At 70.6% G+C, this 15938-nt stretch carries 15 protein-coding genes; 7 read left to right on the top strand and 8 right to left on the bottom strand.

Features of this window, described 5'->3' with window-relative positions:
* Window positions 1–27: 27 nt before the first annotated feature.
* Together GXP74_RS21570 and GXP74_RS21565 are read left to right on the top strand one after the other, a co-directional pair.
* The gene (locus GXP74_RS21570; RefSeq protein ID WP_182452761.1) at window positions 28–885 is read left to right on the top strand and encodes an LLM class F420-dependent oxidoreductase; all 858 of its coding nucleotides are present in this window, start codon (window positions 28–30) and stop codon (window positions 883–885) included.
* A gap of 160 nt (window positions 886–1045) precedes the next feature.
* Window positions 1046–1489: a nitroreductase family deazaflavin-dependent oxidoreductase gene (locus GXP74_RS21565; protein WP_182452762.1), complete on the top strand. Its 444-nt coding sequence runs from the start codon at window positions 1046–1048 to the stop codon at window positions 1487–1489.
* Here GXP74_RS21565 and GXP74_RS21560 read toward each other — a convergent pair.
* A complete protein-coding gene (locus GXP74_RS21560) occupies window positions 1417–2409 on the bottom strand; it encodes a sensor domain-containing protein (protein WP_225448091.1) in 993 nt (330 codons plus the stop codon). The genes GXP74_RS21565 and GXP74_RS21560 overlap by 73 nt on opposite strands.
* A 186-nt stretch (window positions 2410–2595) precedes the next feature.
* Between GXP74_RS21560 and GXP74_RS21555 the strand changes: the two genes are divergently transcribed.
* The 3 genes from GXP74_RS21555 to GXP74_RS21545 all read left to right on the top strand — a co-directional run bounded on the left by GXP74_RS21555 (window position 2596) and on the right by GXP74_RS21545 (window position 4297).
* A complete protein-coding gene (locus GXP74_RS21555) occupies window positions 2596–2940 on the top strand; it encodes a hypothetical protein (RefSeq protein ID WP_182452945.1) in 345 nt (114 codons plus the stop codon).
* Window positions 2928–3164 carry a hypothetical protein gene (locus GXP74_RS21550; protein WP_182452944.1) on the top strand — a complete coding sequence of 79 codons (237 nt, stop codon included), beginning with the start codon at window positions 2928–2930 and terminating at the stop codon, window positions 3162–3164. Before GXP74_RS21555 ends, GXP74_RS21550 begins: the two co-directional genes overlap by 13 nt.
* Window positions 3165–3586: 422 nt before the next feature.
* Window positions 3587–4297 carry a hypothetical protein gene (locus tag GXP74_RS21545; protein WP_182452764.1) on the top strand — a complete coding sequence of 237 codons (711 nt, stop codon included), beginning with the start codon at window positions 3587–3589 and terminating at the stop codon, window positions 4295–4297.
* 53 nt (window positions 4298–4350) lie between these two features.
* Here the strand turns inward: GXP74_RS21545 and GXP74_RS21540 are convergent, their stop codons facing one another.
* Both GXP74_RS21540 and GXP74_RS21535 read right to left on the bottom strand, forming a co-directional pair.
* Window positions 4351–4575 (bottom strand): hypothetical protein, encoded by a 225-nt coding sequence (locus tag GXP74_RS21540; RefSeq protein ID WP_182452943.1) that lies wholly within the window; start codon window positions 4573–4575, stop codon window positions 4351–4353.
* The gene (locus GXP74_RS21535; protein ID WP_182452942.1) at window positions 4572–4760 is read right to left on the bottom strand and encodes a hypothetical protein; all 189 of its coding nucleotides are present in this window, start codon (window positions 4758–4760) and stop codon (window positions 4572–4574) included. Before GXP74_RS21535 ends, GXP74_RS21540 begins: the two co-directional genes overlap by 4 nt.
* Window positions 4761–5311: 551 nt before the next feature.
* On the opposite strand from GXP74_RS21535, the gene GXP74_RS21530 reads away from it, so the two are divergent.
* Window positions 5312–6049 carry a G1 family glutamic endopeptidase gene (locus GXP74_RS21530; RefSeq protein ID WP_225448090.1) on the top strand — a complete coding sequence of 246 codons (738 nt, stop codon included), beginning with the start codon at window positions 5312–5314 and terminating at the stop codon, window positions 6047–6049.
* Window positions 6050–6110: 61 nt separating this feature from the next.
* Here GXP74_RS21530 and GXP74_RS21525 read toward each other — a convergent pair whose 3' ends face one another.
* From GXP74_RS21525 to GXP74_RS21515, 3 genes are read right to left on the bottom strand one after another with little or no spacing between them, the layout of a single operon-like run.
* Window positions 6111–6983 (bottom strand): geranyl diphosphate 2-C-methyltransferase, encoded by an 873-nt coding sequence (locus GXP74_RS21525; protein ID WP_182452767.1) that lies wholly within the window; start codon window positions 6981–6983, stop codon window positions 6111–6113.
* A 58-nt stretch (window positions 6984–7041) separates the two neighbouring features.
* Window positions 7042–8394 carry a family 2 encapsulin nanocompartment cargo protein terpene cyclase gene (locus tag GXP74_RS21520; protein WP_370468557.1) on the bottom strand — a complete coding sequence of 451 codons (1353 nt, stop codon included), beginning with the start codon at window positions 8392–8394 and terminating at the stop codon, window positions 7042–7044.
* Window positions 8316–8513, bottom strand: a complete 198-nt coding sequence (locus GXP74_RS21515) for a hypothetical protein (RefSeq protein WP_182452768.1) — start codon at window positions 8511–8513, stop codon at window positions 8316–8318. The genes GXP74_RS21520 and GXP74_RS21515 overlap by 79 nt, the downstream gene beginning before the upstream one ends.
* Before the next feature lie 538 nt (window positions 8514–9051).
* On the opposite strand from GXP74_RS21515, the gene GXP74_RS21510 reads away from it, so the two are divergent.
* Window positions 9052–10434, top strand: coding sequence for a family 2B encapsulin nanocompartment shell protein (locus tag GXP74_RS21510; protein ID WP_182452769.1), 1383 nt, complete (start codon window positions 9052–9054; stop codon window positions 10432–10434).
* A 163-nt stretch (window positions 10435–10597) separates the two neighbouring features.
* On the opposite strand, the gene GXP74_RS41880 is transcribed toward GXP74_RS21510, so the two are convergent.
* Together GXP74_RS41880 and GXP74_RS21500 are read right to left on the bottom strand one after the other, a co-directional pair.
* Window positions 10598–15169, bottom strand: a complete 4572-nt coding sequence (locus GXP74_RS41880) for a LamG-like jellyroll fold domain-containing protein (protein WP_182452770.1) — start codon at window positions 15167–15169, stop codon at window positions 10598–10600.
* Between the two features lie 422 nt (window positions 15170–15591).
* Window positions 15592–15822, bottom strand: coding sequence for a hypothetical protein (locus GXP74_RS21500; protein WP_182452771.1), 231 nt, complete (start codon window positions 15820–15822; stop codon window positions 15592–15594).
* Window positions 15823–15938: the final 116 nt, after the last annotated feature.

The following is a 15938-nucleotide window of genomic DNA, read 5'->3' as shown; positions in this document are numbered from 1 at the left end:
GACCGGACGAGCATCAGGGAGCAGTGCATGGTGGCGAACGCGGGGACTGGCGACGGGGCGGGCACGCTCGCGGTGTGGCGAAACGCCGACGGCCTGACACCGGAACTGGCCGTCGAGCTGGAGAAGCTCGGCTACGGACGCATCTGGATCGGCGGGTCTCCCGACGGTGACCTGGCCGCGGCCGAGCGACTGCTCGACGCGACCTCGACGATCGGCCTGGCCACCGGGATCGTCAACATCTGGAAGGACGACGCCAAGACCGTCGCCGCCTCCTACCAGCGGCTGCAGGAACGCCACCCGGGCCGGTTCCTGCTCGGCATCGGCGCCGGCCACCGCGAGTTCACCGGCGAGCGGTACGTGCGCCCCTACGAGGCACTGGTGTCCTACCTGGACGTGCTGGACGCCGAGGGCGTGCCGCAGGACCGGCGGGTACTGGCCGCGCTCGGCCCCCGGGTGCTGCGGCTGGCCGCCGACCGCGCCGGCGGCGCCCACCCCTACCTGGTCACCCCGGAACACACCCGCACCGCCCGCGAGATCCTGGGCCCGGACGCCCTGCTCGCACCCGAGCAGAAGGTGGTGCTGGAGGCGGACCCGGTCCGCGCCCGCGCGATCGGCCGCCCCCGCGTCGAGAAGCCCTACCTGAGCCTGGCCAACTACACCTCGAACCTGCGCCGCTTCGGCTGGTCCGACCAGGACCTGGCCGGCGGGGGCAGCGACCGGCTGATCGACGCGCTCGCCCCGCACGGCACCCCGGAGCAGGCCGCCGACGCGCTGCGCGCGCACCTGCGCGCGGGCGCGGACGAGGTCGTGGTCCAACTCCTGACCGAGGACGGCGAACTGCCGGAGGTCGGCTACCGGCAACTGGCCGAGGCACTGCAGGGCTGAACCGGTGCGCCCGGCCGCTTGCGGGCACCGCTCCGTCGCGCCGCCCCCCACCGGGACGCGGCCGTGGTGGATCATGGGAACAGCAGGTCGAACCGCGGACCCGAGGCGGCTGACAGCAGGTCACCCGCCTCGGCTCCGCCTTGCGAAGGACGGGAACAGCATGCCTCTCAGCGGCGAGTACCAGCCGAGCCCGGATCAGTGGGTCCGCGACCAGGTCGCGTTGTACGAGGGTTCCGGGGGCACCGAGGGAACGACGCTGCGGGATGTGCCCGTCATCGTCCTCACCAGCCTCGGGACCAAGAGCGGCAAGATCCGCAAGAACCCGCTGATGCGGGTGGAGCACCAGGGAGCGTACGCCGTGGTGGCCTCGCAGGGCGGCGCGCCGAGCCACCCCGCCTGGTACCACAACCTGGTCGCGCACCCGCTGGTCGAGCTCCAGGACGGCGCGGTACGGCAGGACATGACGGCCCGCGAGGTCCAGGGCGCGGAGCGGGACCTGTGGTGGTCGCGCGCGGTCGAGGTCTGGCCGGACTACGCCGAGTACCAGCAGAAGACGGACCGGGTGATCCCGGTCTTCGTCCTGGAGCCGGTCAGCGCCCACTGAACGGACACCCGACGCCTCGGGCGGCCCCCGCCCGAGGCGTCCGGTACACGGCCTGGGACGCGCGGCCCGGGGTGTGGCAGGCCACACCCCGGGTGAATGGCGGACCGCAGTGACCCGGCGGGCCCCGGCCTGCTGTCGAAATGGTGCTGGGCGCGGCCCAACTCCAGCGCGAGCCGCACCAGGTGCTGCTGGGGCCCGTCGTGGATGTCGCGTTCGAGCCGGCGCAGGGCCCGCGCCTCTGCCGACACCGCCGCGACAGCCTGCGCCCGGGCACTGTCGCGCTCCCGCTCCAGCCCGCTGATCCGCCGGTGCAGGGCCCACACGGTGGGCAGCAGCGCCCGCCCCAGACCCGCCTGCGCGGCGACGGCCGCCCGCGTCACCAGCGGCAGGGTCACCAGCAGCAGCACGCACACCGTGACCGCGAAACCCAGCCGCCCGCCCGGCGAGGTCAGCCCCAGGCCCAGGGCGATATGGGAGCGGTCGCTGCCCGCGTACAGGGTCATCGGCCGCAGCGCCCCGGGCGAACCCTGGCTGCGCAGCGGATAGGTGGCGGTGGCGACCGCCACGAACCACCACAGCGCGGTCACCGCCGAGGTGACCAGGACCACTGGGAGCACCAGCACCGCGTGCGCCAGGTCGAGCCACAGCCCCGGGTCCGCGGCGTCCGCCTCCCGCGGCCTCGGCCGCCGGCCCGCGCCGGGCACCCCGGTCCGCGACCGCAGCCGGCCGATCCGCCACCACTCCAGGTCCCCGGGCCACCGCGCCAGCGCCAGCGCCCGGCCCGCGACCGGCGCCCCGCCCGGCAGCAGCGAACCGACCGCCGCGACCCCCAGGCCGCCGACCAGCAGCAGCAGCCCGACCACAGCGCCGGGCGGCGCGGTCAGCAGGTACAGCGACTCCACCAGCGCGCGCCGCCCCACGCGCGCGACACGCCCGGCGAACCCCGGTCCCCGGCCGCCACCGACCCGCGACCACCGAAGGCAAGGACTCGACCATGCCCCCAGCATAATGTCGCCCGCCCCGCCCCTCCGGGCCCCCCGCGGACGCCCGGTACCACGGCGCGGAACTCGTCCGCCGGGCCGTGCAACCTTTCCCGCCGGACCGCGGTGAGTACGGCAGAGGGCACCCACGGGGGAGCCCCGGAACAAGGAGCCCGACGATGGTCGACAGCCCTGCGCACCCACCTCATCAAGCCGCTGGCGGTCTGCGCGCTGGCAGCCGCAGCACTGGCCCCGGTCAACGCCTACGCGGCCCCGAGCGGTGCCGCCGCCCCCAGCGCCCGCCCCGCCTCCGTCGTGGTGGTCACCTCGGGACAGCGCCTGGACCTGGGCCACGGCCAGTGGCTGACGCTGACCGCCGCCCAGGTCTGCGACGGCAGCGGCCCGACCGTGGAGAAACTGCTCCAGCGTTCACCAACGGCAACCAGGGACCCGGCACGGTGTCCCTGCTGACCTCCGGCGACACCGCCGGAACCCTGTACCGGGCGCTGTACCTGGGCAGCGGCGCGGCGCGGATCACCGTCCGGGCCGGCCAGCAGAACGACACCCTGCGGCTGGTCCGCCTCGCGGGCGACACCGGATACACCGTCGGCTACGGCTGGGGCGCCCCGCAGACCACGGGGAACGTCACCACGACCGTCTACAACGCCGCCGGGACGGTCCTGACGACGCTGTAGCACGACGCGGAACCGGGGCAGGGAAGGCAGTCGGCGGTGCGGAGCGAGGGACGGACGGGGGTGGGCGCGGTGCGCGAACCGCGACAGCGCGAGCTGGACTTCGAGGAGTTCGCGGCAGCGCGCTGGAGCCGCCTGGCCCGCACCGCCGACCTGCTGACCGGCGACCACCACGCGGCGCAGGACCTGGCCCAGCTGACACCGGCGAAAGTCTCCCCGCGCCGGACGCCGACCAGCGCACCGGACGAGCCGGACGCCCACGTACTGGGAGGACCTGAGCGAGCACCAGGTCGCCGAAACGCCCGGCTGCCCACCGGGCAAGGTGCTCCGCAACGGGGCCCCTCCCGTGGGCGTGGGCGTGTGCGTGTGCGTGGGCGTTGGCGTGGGCGTTGGCCGGGCCGGGACCTGGAAGGAGCGGACCCACGATGACGACCGAGGACATGCTGCGCCAGGCGCTGCGCGACGAGGCCGACGCCCTGGCCCCGCCGCTCTGGCCGGCCGCCCCGGTACGCGCCGCCGCCCGCGCGCGGCTCCAGCGTCGCCGCGCACGGCGGACCGCGCTGGCGGTGGCCGCCGCACTGGCCGTCCCGGCCGCGGCCGCGCTACTGGGAACGGGAACGGGAACGGGCACGGGCACGGTCCGGACCGCGCCCGGGGCCGCCCCGGCCCGCTCCGCGCCACCGGCAACCATTTCTGACACACCGTCACCACTACATGTACCCTCTGCTGCAAAGACAGTGACGGCAGGTCAGGACGTGTCGATCGGCCGCGGCCACTGGCTCCGACTGACGGCCGACCAGAGCTGCGAAGGGAGCGCCCAGGACCCGGCGCAGTGCAGTGCCACCGTCGGCGGCAACCAGGCGGCGGGCTCGGTCAGCCTGCGGACGTCCGGCGACAGCGGCGGCACGTTCTTCCTGCCGCTCTACACCGGGCCCGGCCGGGCGGCGCGGATGACGGTCACCGTGGCCGGGCGGACCTACCCGGCCACGGTAGTGACCCTCCCGGGCCACCCCGGCTACGCGACCGGCTACGCCTGGGTCCCGCAGACCGACGGGCAACCGGCGGTCCCCAGCGGGGAGTCGGTCACCGTCTACGGCCCGGACGGAGCCGCACTGGCGGAACTCGCCACCGGGTGAAAAACGCCGGAAGCCGAGGGACCGGCTCCACGCGGTAGTGGTTCCACGGCGGTTCAGCAGTGCGGGATTCCCGCGCTCGGCGGGTTGGCGCCGCCGAGGTTGACGTCGTTGTCGCTGAGGTGGCCCCAGGTGTTCCCGAGGTTCGACGTCCACACGATGTGGTCCCAGAACCCGTCCGGGTCCGGTGCGCCCTGCCCGGTGTAGTAGCAACTGACCGCCACCTGGGCGCCCTTGGGGACGGTGACGATGGGATTGTTGCTCGGCGACCACAAGGTCACGTCGGCGGTGCGTTGGTGCAGGTCGCCTGGTAGCCGTTCTTGTTGCAGGCGTAGGAGTCCGGGCGCGCGGCGGAGCCGGTCGCGGCCGACGCCGTCCCGCTCACCGCTGCCACGGATACCACGCCCGCCACGGCGCCGAACGCCGCGGCGATGGCCGCGCCCCTGATGGCCCTGGTCTTCAACATGCCGGTCTCTCCTCGTCCACTGGTGCGGTCCCATCCCTCCGGAGACCCTCCGCCGGACCCGGTGGCATGGGCGAGTGATCACTCCGGCCGGGCCACCCTATCTTTTGACCACGGCTCAGGACCGTCAGTAAAGAACGTGTACGAAGGACAAATATTCTTCGCGTGCCCCCGGCGCCTCTCGACCGGCGGCCGCGGCGGGGTCCCGCTGCGCCGCGATCCGGGGCTGGGCCCGCGCTGTGAGGATCCTGTGGAGGGCATGGCGGTCGCGGGGGCCCCGCGACCGCGCCATCGCCGGGCTGAGCTGGGGTGCGGCGCGGCCCGCCGGGTGGCGGTGGCGGGCGGTCCGGGGATGAGGACATGCCGAACCGGCCTCGGCCCCTTGTTGCCACCCCGGATCGGGGTGTTTGATGATGCACAGTCAAATCGGGCGCGGGGTTCCGGTTTCCGGCGCGCCGAGGGGCGTCCCGGCGCGCGATCCGCCCGCCCACCCCCACGCACCCCTGGAGTCCAGCCATGAGCATCCCCGCACTGCGGGCAGGGCCCGCCGTACCGTGGCCCTGCTGTCCGCCCTCGGCGCCGCGGCCCTCGCCTTCCCGGTCGGGGCCTCGGCGGCCGGGTACGGGCCGCAGCGCCCGTTGACGGACCATCAGATACGGGCGCACGACTCGGACGGCGTCTGGGGCGGCTACGTCGCCCAGGGCAGCGGGTTCACCAGTATCAGCGGCTCGTGGACGATGCCGCAGGTCACCTGCGACAGCAGCAACGACCTGTTCGCGCCGTGGGTCGGCATCGACGGATACGGGTCGCAGACCGTCGAGCAGACCGGTGTGCAGGTCGACTGCTCCAGCGGCTCCCCGGTGCTCAGCGGCTGGTACGAGATGTACCCGGCGGCGCCGCAGTACTTCAGCGACCCGGTCTCGGTGGGCGACTCCTTCACCGGCTCGGTGACCACCGACGGCCAGGGCAACTACACGCTGACCCTGACCGACAACACCCAGGGCTGGAGCGAGCAGACCCAGCAGTACCTGGACGCGCAGAACATCAGCGCCGAGGCCGTCATCGAGTCCCCGTCCAGCAGCTACCCCTCGTTCAGCGAACTGGACTTCACGAACGTCACCGTCAACGGCCAGGTCTTCGACGACTTCAGCCCGCAGGCCATCGACAGCGGCGGCTACACCGAGACCGCGCTGGACAACGGCGGCTTCTCCATCGTGCCCGGCGGCGACTCCACCCGGCACCACAACGACCGGGCGACCACCGCCCCCACCCACGGCGCGACCCGCTACTGAGCAACCGCCCCGGGGCCTCCGCCGTCCCGCGCGGGACGGCAGGGGCCCGGGGGCTGGGGGGTCAGACCCGGTCGGCGGCGATCAGCACGTACTGGAAGGAGCCGTCCTTGTAGGAGGACAGGAACGCCTCCTCGATGCCGGTGACCAGGGCGGAGGTGGCGCGCAACTCCCAGTAGGGCAAGGTGGCCTCGGTCAGGTCGATGATGGCCCGGGGCACCAGCCGGTTGTCGGCCATGGCCCGCAGGTACTCCCGGCGGGAGTGGATGTTGCACTCGAAGTGCGCGTTGATCTGCGACACCCACTTCGAGGGCTGCCCGTAGGCCGGGTTCCAGCAGCCGGTGATGGTGACGTACCGGCCGCCGACCTCCAGGATCCGCGCGTGCTCGCCCATCAGGTCGTCCAGGTCGACGTACATGCTGGACTCGTTGTTCCAGGAGGCCCGGGCCGAACCGGTCTCGAACGGCATGTCCAACATGTTGCGGACCCGGGCGTGGACGAACGCGGCGGCCTCGGTCTCCTCGGCGCGCCGGTTGGCGAACTCGGCCTGCTTGGCCGACAGCGTCAGCCCCTCGACCCGGCACCCGAAACGCTGATGGGCCATCATCATCGAGCCGCCGCGCCCGCATCCGGCGTCCACCAGCAGCGACTCGCGCGGGACGTGGCCCAGGTGGTCCAGCAGCAGGTCGGCCTGCGCCGACTCCAACCGGTGCAACTCCGCGACCAGCCGCCTCTCGTGGCCACTGGCGGGACCGGCGAGCGCATCCCGGTCGACGTCGCCGATGCCGTAGTGGTGGTGGTAGAGGCCGTCGACATCGCCCAGCCGCAGGTTGACCGGGCGCGCCTCCTGGTCCCAGTAGCGGGCGATGTCGTCCTGGTAGGGCGTGGCGGGCCCGGGGATCACGGCGGTGTCGGGGGTGAAGTCGGTTGTGGTCATGGGTCGTTCCTCTCCTCGGTCAACAGGGGTGGGTCCCGCGGGCGCGGTCACCGGAAGGTCACCAGAAGTCGGGCAGGGTGTAGCGGTAGGTGTTGGTGCAGTGCCAGTGGTGGTTTCCGTCGACCCAGGCGGCCACGCCGCGCAGGAAGCGGAGCACCGTGGGCACCGGGTGGTCCGCCGCCGCCTGGGCCGCGGCGTCCTCGAAGCCGTGCATGAGCTCGTTGTGGACCTCGACCGCCTTCAGGTACGCCTCGCGCTCGGAGCACTCCTCGCGCTCGCCGATGACCACCGGCAGGTTCAAGTGCCGTCCTGGACTGGCGAGTTCCTTGGTGTACGAGTACAGGTCGTTGACGATGGTGGTCGCGTTGGAGCCCAGGGCGATGACCCGCTGGACCACCGGCAGCGCGTGCAGGTCGGCGGGCAGTTCGTAGCCGTCCACGGTGTCGGTGATGGTCGGGCAGGGACGGAAGTTGTTGAACTGGCGCATCGACAGGTATTCCCAGACCTCGGGAACGTAGTCCGTCTCCTGCCAGGCCGCCTCGGCCAGGTAGCCCAGGTGCAGCCGCGCCATGTCGTGCCGGAAGCGGTCCGCCTGGGAGGGCGAGGCCGCCTGGGCGAAGTACCGCATGGCCGAGCGGTAGGCGCGCCGGGGGGAGTCCGCCGACAGCGACGCGGCCCAGGCCGGCTGGTACTCCTGCGTGGTGTGCAGCGGATCGAGGGCGGTGTGCGCCAGCAGCAGCCGCCCGCCCAGGCCGACCGGGGAGCCGCCGTGGTCCTCGCAGTACTGGTCGTCCAACGCGTTCTCGGCGGCCATCAGCCGGGTGGCGATCAGCAGATGCTCGATCGTGGGCGCGACCGGGTGGCAGGCGACCATGTAGCGCCCGATGTCGAAGCCGTCGAACTGGCCCTCCCACTCGGGCGGGAACAGCTGGACCTCCTCCACCGCCCACTGCTTGATCCGGTGGCTCACCTCGGCCACGCGCACCGGGTCGGGCTCGGGCACCGGGTGGTAGTACAGCCCCGGGATCGGCCTGGGCGCCGGCACCTCCCGCCGCGGCGCGTCCTGGGCCACGGCTGCCACCGGCCCCGGTGCCGCGTCGGATTCGGTTGCCGGTCGCGGGAGTTCGAGCTCCGCCGAGGCCCCGTCCGAGGCCCGGTCCGCGGCCCGGCCCGGATGCGGGCCGGAGGTGCCGAGACCGCTGGGTCCGCGCAGGATCCGCTGCAGGGCGGTGATGTCGTTCACGAGCACACCGCCGCGGCCTGACGGCGCGGTACGCCGGGATGGTGCATGATCGGCCACTCCTCGAAGAGTTGTTGACTCGCGTGCGATGGTCACCCGTGCCGCCGCCCCGGGCGGACGGCGGCGCGGGCGGCGGTGCGGACGGCGCGGGCGGGCAGCGGGGGCGGGCAGGCGGCGTGGGCGGGGTCGCGGCGCGGGCGGTACCGGGGCCCATCAGCCGCGCGCGGGAGCCAGAGGTGACGTTTCGTCTGCGGGAGCCGACGCGCGGCCGCGTCGGACCCAACGGGCATGTCCGGTTCCCTTCCCCCATGGGCTCTAGAATCGCCGAAAAGAAATATGGCTGGTCATAAGCCCAGTACACAATCACTCGATCGAGTGAATGCGTCGTTGGCATACTCATGCAATACTTGCCCCCGGCGGCGCCCGGAAAGTTCCCTCGAAAAACCAGTGTTGGCAACGGGTTCAGTAGCAATTTCCCCCGGTCGGAAGCGGCTCCGACGGCACTGGGGGCAACGGGGTTGGATCCATCACGCGTACCTGTTCGGTTTTGGCCGTCCTCGATCGGCGACTCCATGCATACTGGTGGGACTTTGTCGGCGCACGCTGTCCGGTCCGCGCCGTCCGGCCCTTTCGGTGCGCGGTGCCCCAATACCACAGTGACGGCATTCACTCGTTGTTCGCAGTGGAATACTCGTTGATTTCCCAGAAATGACAGGGCGTCAGTTGACGGCGGCCGACGGTATCGGCTAATACGCCGTCCAGTCGTCGCGCCCTGCGTCCGAAACCTTCCCAGCACGGCAGTCCACGTCTTCCAGAGGAGTCGGCGACATGGCCCAGGAACAGACCGCACTGACTACGGCCGCAGCAAAGAATCTGGCGACCACCACCAAGACGCCGCCGCAGATGCAAGGCATCAGCTCGCGCTGGCTGCTCAAGATGCTGCCGTGGGTGCAGGTCTCCGGCGGCACCTACCGGGTGAACCGGCGGCTGACCTACACCACCGGGCAGGGGCGGCTCAGCTTCGTCCAGGCCGGGGCCGACGTGCGGATCGTGCCGCCGACGCTGGCCGAACTCCCGGTGCTGCGCGGGTTCGAGGACCAGGCGCTGCTCGCCGAGCTGGCCGGGCGCTTCACCCGGCGCGACTTCGAGCAGGGCGAGGTGCTGGTCGAGCGCGGAGCGCCGGTCGACCAGGTGCTGGTGGTCGCCCACGGCAAGATCCGCAAGCTCGGGGAGGGCAAGTTCGGCGACCACCAGGCCGTGCTGGGCACCTTGGCCAACGGCGACCACTTCGGTGACGAGACCCTCACCGAGGACGGTCTGACCTGGAACTACACCGCCAGGGCGGCCACCTCCGGCTCGCTGCTGGTGCTTCCCCGCGGCGCCTTCAGCGACCTGGTCGCCCGCTCGGAGCAGCTGCGCGCGCAGGTCGACTCCTACCAGGCCGCCACCGACCAGGACCAGGACTCCCACGGCCAGGCCGAGATCGCCCTGGCCGCCGGGCACGACGGCGAGCCGGAACTGCCCGGCTCCTTCGCGGACTACGAACTGACGCCGCGCGAATACGAGTTGAGCGTCGCCCAGACCATCCTGCAGGTCCACACCCGGGTCGCCGACCTCTACAACAAGCCGATGGACCAGACCGAGCAGCAACTCAAGCTCACCATCGAGGCACTGAGGGAGCGTCAGGAGCACGAGCTGGTCAACAACCCGGAGTTCGGGCTGCTCGCCAACGCCGACCACCAGCAGCGGATCTCGACCCACAGCGGCCCGCCCACCCCGGACGACCTGGACGAGCTGCTCTCCCGCCGACGGGGTTCGCGGCTGTTCCTGGCCCATCCGCGGGCCATCGCCGCCTTCGCCCGGGAGTGCAACAAGCGCGGCCTGTACCCGGAGTCGGTGGACGTCGAGGGGCACCGGATCCCGTCCTGGCGCGGGGTGCCGATCTTCCCGTGCGGCAAGATCCCGGTCAACGGCGGCCACACCAGCTCGATCCTGGTGCTGCGTACCGGCGAGGACAACCAGGGCGTGGTCGGGCTGCACCAGACCGGGCTGCCGGACGAGTACGAACCGGGCCTGTCGGTGCGCTTCATGGGCATCAACGAGAAGGCCGTGATCCAGTACCTGGTCAGCACCTACTACTCGGCCGCGGTGCTGGTCCCGGACGCGCTGGGGGTGCTGGAGAACGTCGAGGTGGCCCACCCCCGCGACTGACCGCGCCCCCGCGCACCGCCCACCCGGCACCCCCCCACCGGGTGGGCACCCCCGCGCCCGGGGTGGCGGTCAGCGTCGGGCGAAGGGCGGGGCGTGTTCATGGCATAGAGCTGTGCCCGCCCCCGTTCGTGCTCAGGGGCGGGCACACGGACGGTGGGCTTGGTCAGTTGAGGTTGTTGATGGGGGCGGGAGTGTCGTTGAGGGTGGTTGCGGCTGATGGGCTGAGGGCGATGTCGTAGATGTGGACATCGCTGATCTCGCCGGGGAAGTCGGCCTGGCTGGCGTTACTGTCGTTGTCGGAGCCGCCGATGAGAAGGGGACCGGACGAGGTCGAGTTCCAGGGGGTGGGATTGGTGCCGGTACCGGCGAGCTGACCGTTGACGTAGAGGCTCATGGTGTCGGTGGTGGCGTCGAAGACCCCGACCAGGTGGGTCCATTGGCCTCCGGTGGCGGTGATGTTGTCGCCGGCATGGTAGTAGGCGCTGGGGCTGGCGGTGTCGGTGTCCGGCGAGACAAGAGTCCAGCCCTTGAAGCTGTCGGAGTACTGCAGGTAGAAGCCGCAGCGGAGGCCGGTTCCGTCGCGCTGCGCCACGACGGTGTAGTGGCTGGCCGGGTTGAAGCCGACGTTGAGTTTGGCCCAGACGGAAACGGTGTAACTGCCGCTGGTGTTGATGACCGATCCGGATGTTGCGGCGTAGCCGGTGGTGCCGTCGAGGTTGAGGACCGTGCCGGTGGGGTCGGAACTGGTGATGCGGCTGCTGTCGGTGGCCCAATTCGCGCTGCCCTCAAGGGCGGCATCGGTGGTGCCGGTGGTGTTCTCGGTGTCGATGGCAGCACCGTTGCTGTCCGTGCCGCCGTCGAGATCCCACCAGTTCGCGGAGTTGCTGAAGATGCCCTCGTCGGCGGGGGTGGCGAAGTTGGCGGTGCCGGTGCTGCTGGGCAGGGCACCGGGGTAGTCGACGACCTCGTCGGTGGGGGTGACGGCGTACAGGGACGGCTCGCCGAGTCCGGTGCCGTCCCCGGGGGAGGCAAGAGTGGGGTATTCGGCGGCGGTGAGTACGGGGGTGAGGGCGGTGGGCATGGTCGGCATGGGTATTGGGAGTTGGTTGCCGCTCTGGGAGGCCCAGTCCTGCTCGGGACCGTTGTCGCAGGTCCAGATCAGCAGGGCGGTGTCTCGGGTCTGGTTTGCCGAGGGGTCAGCCAGGCACATGCCGGACGCGGTGTTGACCAGGGAGCCCGTGGTTCCCGCGGTCCACTGCTGCAGGGTGTTGCCGCTGTTGCAGGTATCGAAGGTGACCAGGGAGTCCTTGGCGGTAGCGCTGGCTTGCAGGCACAGGCCTTCGGTGCGCACGGTGTGGTCTGCCAGCAGGCTGAAGGCCTGTTCGGGGGCCTGGTCGCAGGTCCAGATGATGGCGGCGCTGCCGGAGGTGGTGCTGCCGGAGGCGTCTGCCGCACACAGGCTGGCGCCGGTGGTGGTGGTGACCGCGGAGGTGAACGGGGCTGTGGTGGGTGCGGCGATCTCGTCGGGATAGCCGGTGGTGGGGTCGATGGCCAGGGAGAAGCTGTAGAGGATGCCGCTGTTGGTGTCGCGGGCCCACAGGGTCTCGGTGCCTGCAGTGTTGGTGTTCACGTCTCCGCCGACGGTGCCGGGGGAGATGAGGGTGAAGTGGGACCAGTCGCCGGTGCCTAGAAGGATCGGGGTTGTGGCTGTGGTGCCGGTGGCAGGGGGGCCCAGCGGGTCGCTGGCGCTGCTGCTGCCACGGTAGAGCCAGAGCTGGTCGCCGCTGCTGCCCTTCTCGCTGGTGATCAGGTCGGCGTACTTGTCGCCGTAGACGGACCCGGGTGCGGTCATCTGATCCACGGTGGACCAGTCAGTGGCGTCGTAGAGGGCGCAGTTGTTGCTGCGGCCGGTGACGGGCAGGCACTGCGGTTTCGGGATGACGGTGTGAACGAGGGTGAAGCGGCCGTCGACACCGCCCTGGTGGATACCGTCGTTGTCGACGCTGTAGAGAGTGGCGTTGTTCTTCTGGTGAGCGAACAGGTCGTCGACGGTCATGTTGTGCAAGCTGCCCCGGTGTGCGATCTGGAAGTCGCTCCAGCTCGTGTTGTCGGGGCTGTCGGCAGCAGGGGAGGCCTGGCAGCCGGGCAGGTAGTTGCTGGGAGCGCAGACCGTGTCGTGGGCGTTCGTGCCGTTGGGGTCGGCGTCACCGGGGAGCATGATCAGGTCGCCGTTGGAGTTGGTGGCGAGGAGGTCAGGGGTGTTGTCGTGGGTGAGGTCTCCCGCGGTGACATGGCTTGCGGGGTTCCAGGGTGCGTAGAAGGTGTAGGTGGCCGGGTTGACGGCGGAGTTGCCGGCATTGTCGACTGCTTCGACGTACAGGATGTGAGTGCCCCAGCCCTCTGGGGTGATCTTCACTTGGGCGGTGCCGGTGGAGTCGGCGGCTGTATAGCTGTATCCGTCGGTGGGGATGGGCTGGTCGAGGGAGTAGCGGAATCCGGCCAGCCCGCTGGTGAGGCATTTCGGGATGGAGCAGCCGGCGGGTTGGGGGTCGGTGCTGGTGAGGGTGAAGGAACCAGTGGATCCGGCGAACAACTTGGTCGTGTTGCTGCCGGCGACCGGGAAGTCCGTGCTGGTGACGGTGGCCTGGTTGGGTGGAGTGAGGTCGACGTTGAACCGGCAGTCGCTGACGGTGTTGGAGGTCAAGGTGCCGTCGGAGGCCTGGGTCGACCAGTTGTACTGGTGGCCGTCTGTCACGGTCGTGGACATTGCGAGGCTCGCGGGGGCGCCGGATGCCTGGTAACTGGTGTGGTTGTAGGTGACCTGGGTGGGGGTCCCGCTGCCGTCGCCGGTGTCGTTCAGGCTGAACCAGGTGGCCACCGTGGACCCGACGGGGGAGACCGCCGTGGCGTTCATGGTGATGTTGCTGGCGCCGTTGTTGATGGTGGTCTGCCCGATCCAGCCTGGGGTTCCGGTGCCGCAGGCGGGGTCGGCGTCGACGAGCTTGCCCTGGGCGTTGGTGGTGATCGCTGCCGGGGTGGTGTTGACGCTCGACGCGGCGATGGTCGGCGCGATGTCGTAGGTAGTGATCAGCTTGGGGTCGGTGGCGAACCGCTCGAAGTCTGAGGAGGAACTCTCGTCGGGGTTGTAGAGGCCGAAGGTCCAGGTGCTGTTCTTCCCGGCGATGGAACTGATCGCGGAGGTGACGGCCAGGGAACCGTTCTGACCCCCGCATGAGGTGGTGTCAGCGGGATCAGCGCCGTTGTAGGCGCTTCCCAAGGTGATCGTCCCCAGGGTTGAGAGCGCGGCGGGCTGGGTGTCCCAGTACATGCTCCGGGAGATCCCTCCAGTCCATTTGACCGTCACGGGAGCGGTCGTTGAACAGCTCCATCGAGCGGCGTAGGTCTCGGTGACGTCGAGCGTGGAGGACAGCACGTGCATGCTGCTGGTCAGCTTGGAGGTGTCGATCTCGAAGAAGGACCGCTCGGCGCCGATGCAGTCGCCGTTGGCAGCGTTGTAGGCCTGGTAGCCGACGCCTTCACCGTTGGTCTGTGCGTAGTCGTACTCATGGTTGCTCGACGAGGCCGAGTCGCAACCTTGCTGCGCTTCGAAGTAGTTGGAGGTGAGGTTGTCGACGGGCGGGTCGATGTAGACCGGATAGGTCGTGTTGGCCCCGGTCAACAGGGACTGGTCCGGGGTGAGAGTCAGCCCGCTACTGGAAGTGGTCATGGGCACCTGCGCGACCTGTGCGCCTGTTCCGGGCCCATCGGTGCCCGACGCGGTGCCCGACGCGGTGCCCGCGCCGCCGGCACCAGCTGTACTGGTGTCCGTCGGTGTCGGTGTGGTGGGGTCAGCCGCGGCGTCTGCGGTCCCTATCGCCGCGCGGGCCGCCGACTGCGCGCTGGCGGCGGACGTCGCGGTGGCGCTCGGGGACGGGGTGCTTTGCCCGCCGGTGCTGTTGGTGTTGTCGCTGGAGTCCCACATGGTGGGGGTGGGGCTGGTGAACACCGTGGTGCCGTCCGGGGCGTTCGCATCCATGCCGCCGCCGGTGGCGGTGGCCAGGGTGAGCCCCTCGGTGGTGGCGGCAAGCTGAAGGGTCTTCAGATCGGGGTTCGCGGCGGCCGCGGCATTGTGGACGATCAGGACGTCACGGAAGTTGCCCTGCGGGTCGATGCTGACGGACAGGTCCACACCGGGAAGGGCAGACGCATACAGGGCGGTGTTGCCGCTGAGGGTCGGGACAGGCAGAGCGAAGGGCATGGACAGCGAAAGTTGCTGGTCTGCCTGGTCGGTGAAGGTGACCAGGGGGTTGGTGCCGCCACCGGACAGGGTGACTGCCGTGGTGGTGGCCTTCGTACTGACGGTTCCGTCGGGATTGGCGGTGAGGGTGTCGTCCAGGGGCACCCACGCGCCGCTCTGCTGCACACGTACCGGCAAGGCATCGGTGGTCTGTGTGAGGGAGCCGTCCGGGTTGGCGAGGACGGTGGTGGTGGCGGTGGTGAGGGAGTCGACGGTGACGGGCTGACCGGTGGCCACGGCCTGGAGTTGGGCGGCCTGAACGGACCCGGTCGATGTGGGCGGTGCCGCCGCTCCCGGATCGGCGGGATTGGAGGGGTCGACCGGGCCGCTGTCGGCGAACGCCGGTGTGAGAGTGCCAGCGGCGAGCAGGGCTGCCAGAAGAGGCGCGGTGAGTCGGCGCCGGATCCGGGCCCGGCGCGCGCGGGTGGGATCAGTCATCGTGGACCTTCGTGTGTGTACGAGTATATGTGTTCTCTGTCACGTTCATATGCGGATGATGTCCTACGGGCCTGCCCCTGCATGAGGAATGTGGGAGGAGCTGTCCGTATTCGCCCGGCATGGATCGGGCGAAAAACCCCCCGTTGTTCGTACGCCCGCCAAGCGGCGAGCGGGCGTCACAGTAGCCGATGGGATGCCTGATCCATATGATCCGGAAACGTGGCCGGACCCTGTCACATGTGAACGGACGGGGTATCAGGAACCATGGCGTCCAAGGGGTGGGGTATGCGTAGGCGACGGAGCGGATTCCTGTGGAACCGTCACCGGATCTGGGGCAGTGCGTTGACGGCCGTGACCACCGTCGTCGCGGTCAGCGCCGTCGTGGCCCCTCAAGCTGTGGCCCAGCAACTCCCGCAGTACCACTACACCGGCTCCCTCTGGTCGCCGTACCCGCTCCAGAAGGGCGCCGGCGTCCCCGTGCACGCGGTGACCAGCGGCAGCACCACGCCGTTGCCGGCCAAAGGACAGAAACCGCTGGCCCAGTACACCCCCAGCACGGCCGCGTGGCCCGCAGCGGGCAGCTCCATAGTCACCCTGGCCCGGACCACCGCCACCGCCAGCTCCACCGCAACACCGAGCACGAACACCGACACGAGTTCACCCTCCGCACCCAAGTCCCCTGCGCTGCCGCCCCCAGCTTCTGCTTCCGCTTCTGCTGAGGGCAGCGTCGCTGCTTCAGCCGTCCCGGTGTCCGGTCCTGTCCGCGCGG

This window comes from Streptacidiphilus sp. P02-A3a (genome assembly GCF_014084105.1).
Lineage (GTDB): Bacteria > Actinomycetota > Actinomycetes > Streptomycetales > Streptomycetaceae > Streptacidiphilus.
This window is presented reverse-complemented; position numbering and strand designations above follow the sequence as displayed.

Bases quoted from the DNA above. Each gene is read 5' to 3' on its own strand.
- GXP74_RS21525 (WP_182452767.1), bottom strand. From the start codon at position 6,983: ATGACCACAACCGACTTCACCCCCGACACCGCCGTGATCCCCGGGCCC.
- GXP74_RS21515 (WP_182452768.1), bottom strand. From the start codon at position 8,513: ATGCCCGTTGGGTCCGACGCGGCCGCGCGTCGGCTCCCGCAGACGAAA.
- GXP74_RS21535 (WP_182452942.1), bottom strand. From the start codon at position 4,760: ATGTTGAAGACCAGGGCCATCAGGGGCGCGGCCATCGCCGCGGCGTTC.
- GXP74_RS21510 (WP_182452769.1), top strand. From the start codon at position 9,052: ATGGCCCAGGAACAGACCGCACTGACTACGGCCGCAGCAAAGAATCTG.
- GXP74_RS21545 (WP_182452764.1), top strand. From the start codon at position 3,587: ATGACGACCGAGGACATGCTGCGCCAGGCGCTGCGCGACGAGGCCGAC.
- GXP74_RS21565 (WP_182452762.1), top strand. From the start codon at position 1,046: ATGCCTCTCAGCGGCGAGTACCAGCCGAGCCCGGATCAGTGGGTCCGC.
- GXP74_RS21570 (WP_182452761.1), top strand. From the start codon at position 28: ATGGTGGCGAACGCGGGGACTGGCGACGGGGCGGGCACGCTCGCGGTG.
- GXP74_RS41880 (WP_182452770.1), bottom strand. From the start codon at position 15,169: ATGACTGATCCCACCCGCGCGCGCCGGGCCCGGATCCGGCGCCGACTC.